General features: G+C 45.2%; 4 protein-coding genes. All 4 read right to left on the bottom strand.

From position 1 onward, the window contains the following. Positions 1–476, bottom strand: a 476-nt coding sequence (locus QUB61_RS38430; protein WP_333136625.1) for a hypothetical protein, incomplete at its 3' end; no start/stop codon positions are given. Between the two features lie 630 nt (positions 477–1106). Continuing rightward, positions 1107–2303, bottom strand: coding sequence for a NupC/NupG family nucleoside CNT transporter (locus QUB61_RS38425; RefSeq protein ID WP_333136627.1), 1197 nt, complete (start codon positions 2301–2303; stop codon positions 1107–1109). 7 nt (positions 2304–2310) lie between these two features. Then, a complete protein-coding gene (locus QUB61_RS38420; protein ID WP_333136623.1) occupies positions 2311–2619 on the bottom strand; it encodes a helix-turn-helix domain-containing protein in 309 nt (102 codons plus the stop codon). 90 nt (positions 2620–2709) lie between these two features. Next, positions 2710–3558, bottom strand: a complete 849-nt coding sequence (locus QUB61_RS38415; protein ID WP_333136620.1) for an IS110 family transposase — start codon at positions 3556–3558, stop codon at positions 2710–2712. Positions 3559–3620: the final 62 nt, after the last annotated feature.

Genomic DNA, 3620 nt, shown 5'->3' with positions numbered 1-3620 from the left:
TTATATTCTACCATGCTGTGCCTAGATTGTGAACCTTCTTTTTTGCTGTTACCCCGATTTATTGAGCGGATACCTGCAGCTTGCAGCATTAATTGTACCTGAGAGCCGTTAGGATACACAAACCCAAAAACACATTCCCCAGCTAAAATGTGAAGAACTTCTGGATCTGTGTGCGTGTGAGTGCGATTGCTTTGAGTCATCAGCGCGTAAATCTGTGGCGAACCGGGGTGCAGAACTTTTAAGTCGCACCACTGACATTTGTCTGCGCGCTTAAACTGTTCAAACTCGCTTTGAAATGCTGCGAGTATCTGCTGTTTTTCTGTTACATTGATAATGTCTTGGGCTAGCAGTTCTCGAACCGCAGGATTTTCCCTCATTGGCAGACGATCGATCTGAACATTTAAAACAGCCAGTTGGCTTGCGATCGCCCCTATATCCCTATAGGTTCTACCGTTTTCTAGTTGCATAACAGCCATTGTAAACCACCTATTTATTTGGCTTTGAGGATAATTTAGTTTACTGTTTCCATCTCGTGTTACAGACTAAACTCCTGCTTATTTTCAATAATAGCCGATCGCTAAAATTCGATGTCCCGCCTCGCAAATCATCAAATCCATACCACCCATCAAATATTTTTTTAGGTTTTTTAACTTTTATTTAATAAGATTTACTGTAGTTAAGCTGTTGTGCATTTAAATTGTATATTTCGAGTCCCGATCAAAAATCGTCAAATCCTCTCCCCCTCTCCCCTTCACCCCCTCTCCCTCTCTAATACCATAGGCAATCTAGATGCAACACAGCTTAATGTAGGGTGTGCCATAAGTACCGCACTGCTAGCCGTGTCTGGCGTGTTAGATCTGAACAGGAGAAAAAGCAGAAAACCGCTATTGGAGGTTCCGATTTTTGAGTCTTCAATAGACATCTGAGAAAATTAGGTTTTTGTCTATATAGGGCAAGGGTTTCAGATTATTTTTCGGAGATTTTTAATCAAGGAAAATTGCTTGGGGGAGCTTGGAATCAGAATCAAAACGCCCAAAGTTAGTAGCCTCGTTACTCACGCTCCTACTGGGCTAGTACGGCACTGCTTAATTAAAAACTCAAAACTTTCAAATCAGCATCCCCGCGATACAAGCAGTCATAAAACAAGCCAAAGAGCCAGCAATCATCGCCCTCACGCCCAACCTAGCCAAATCGCCTTGCCGCTGCGGAGCCATCGCGCCAATTCCCCCAATCTGAATCCCGATCGAACCAATATTAGAAAACCCGCACAAAGCATAAGTCGAGATAATTTGCGAGCGTTCAGAAATCGCCTGTTGTTTCACCAATTCCATCAAATCTAAATAAGCAATAAACTCATTCAAAATCGTTTTTTTTCCCAAAACAACCCCCACCTCTGCGCAATCAGCCCAAGGCACCCCCATCAGCCAAGCAACCGGAGCCATCAAATAAGCACAAATTAATTCTAGCGACAACTGAGGCAAACTAATTAGCCCTCCAAACCAGCCCAAAAGCGCATTAAAAAAAGCCAACAAACCCAAAAAAGCAATCAGCATAGCGGCCACATTCGCCGCCAACTTCAACCCGTCGCTAGCACCCGAAGCAGCCGCATCCACCGCATTAGCATAAACCTGGTCTACCTTCACCTCCACCTCCCCAGCAGTCAGCGACTTTTCAGTTTCTGGGTACAGCAATTTAGAAATAGCCAAAGCTGCTGGTGCAGACATCACCGACGCCGCAATTAAATGTTGAGCCGGTACTCCAAAAGAAATATAAGCTGCCATGACTCCGCCGGCGATTGTGGCAAATCCTCCCGTCATGACAGCATGGAGTTCCGAGAGCGTCATCGTAGCCAAATAAGGTTTAATTAACAAAGGAGCTTCTGTTTGCCCGACAAAGATATTCGCAGCACAAGAAAGGGTTTCGGCGCCAGAAGTTTTCATGGTTTTAATCATCAACCGTGCCACTGCTTGCACAACTCGCTGCAAAATGCCGTAGTGATAAAGTAGGGTGATAAACGAAGAGACAAAAATGATAGTCGGCAGCACTTTAAAAGCGATAAAGTGTTCGGCAAAATTGTCTCCAAATATAAACTTTGCCCCCGCATCAGAAAAATTGAGAAACTGCGTCACCAAATCTCCCAAAAATTTAAAGACAGCCAAACCCGGAGCAGTTTTGAGAATTAAAATAGCAAAAATTAGCTGTAAAGCAATTCCCCACAATACGGGCGACCACTTGACAGCGCGACGATCGACTGAAAAGGCGTAGGACAAACCGACAAAAACAGCTAACCCGAATACAGAAATAAGTCGTTCACTCTAGCAATTCTTGGTCGCTGCTTGATGTCAAATTTTTAGGTCTTAAATAATGTCGGACTCCCTCGGGAGAAATCCCGACAGCCTCAGCTATTTTTTTTAGAGATAGACCTTGAGCGCGAAGTTTGACGATTTCGTTGTGTCGCGCCTGCTGTGTTTCCGTCCTACGTACTATAGCTCTACGCATAGTTACGCCACTTTTTTTTAGACGGGTGTAAATATAAGTTGGACTAACCTCTAAATGATTAGCGATTTCGTCGATTGTCTGCCCTGCCTCGTAAAGCTTCCGAATCTTCTTGTAGATCATTTTGATTTTCTCCTTTTATATTTCAGACTGAACGAGCTCGCGCACCAACTCTTTAAACAAAAGCTTGACTGCTTTAGCGGCTACGCGCGATCACACCAGCCGCACAGGTCGCCCGCTAGCTTTTTCTAAATCCATAATCTTGCCGAGCCGATCGCCAATTTCATTGTTTAGGCGTGTGCGCTGCGGTTCAATCCTAGTAAATATCCACTGCCACAAAGCTTTTCGGCACAAATCTGAACCGCCGCTGACTCTCGACCTGTTGATGTCACCGCTGCTCTCTTGCGACGGTGCATAGCCCAGTGCTTTACAAAAACGGCGTTGTGATAAATGCCGCTTGGTAGGTTTGTCAGACAGGCGACCGTTACGAATCTTCACATCAGGTTTACCGTCGGCGGCAAGGTAATTTTCAAATGGATAAATCTGAGAAAGCAGCAAAGCCTCGACTCGGCGGCCAAAACCAAAACGGGCAAAAACCTTGCGATAGGGCAAAAACTGCGGCTCGCTTACAAGTTTAGAAAGTTGAAACTCCACAATCATTTCTTCTCGCTGAATGTCACAAATTCGCGCAGCGTGAAGGCGAACGCCCTCATCTATTCCCAGCCCGATCGACTGCTCCAGCATCAAATCATATTTAACTGACGGTCGTTGACCGCAAAGCCACCCCCAAAATAGTGGCACTTTTTCACCCGATCTCACCGATCGCACGAGGGCCGCTTCTGGAAATTGCCACGCTAAATCCTGGCGAGCGCGGTTGATAATTGGCGACTGCACGCGGTTGAGGTGAGACAGTCGCAAAACCAAGCGGCGGATTTGAACAATGGTTTGCGATCGCACTTGGACAAAACGGCGAGGCGCTTCCAAGTAATCCCAACCATAAATCGCCAGCGCCAGAGCATCTGTGTCATCATCTTTGTCGGGAAGTCCTAAGTAGTTAAGCAAAATTAATTACATAATTTTCTCCAAATTCTTTAAGTATTTTTTCCACACATGAAACAAGAGCT

This window comes from Microcoleus sp. C2D2, from assembly GCF_036702495.1.
Taxonomy (GTDB): Bacteria; Cyanobacteriota; Cyanobacteriia; order Cyanobacteriales; family Microcoleaceae; genus Microcoleus.
This window is presented reverse-complemented; position numbering and strand designations above follow the sequence as displayed.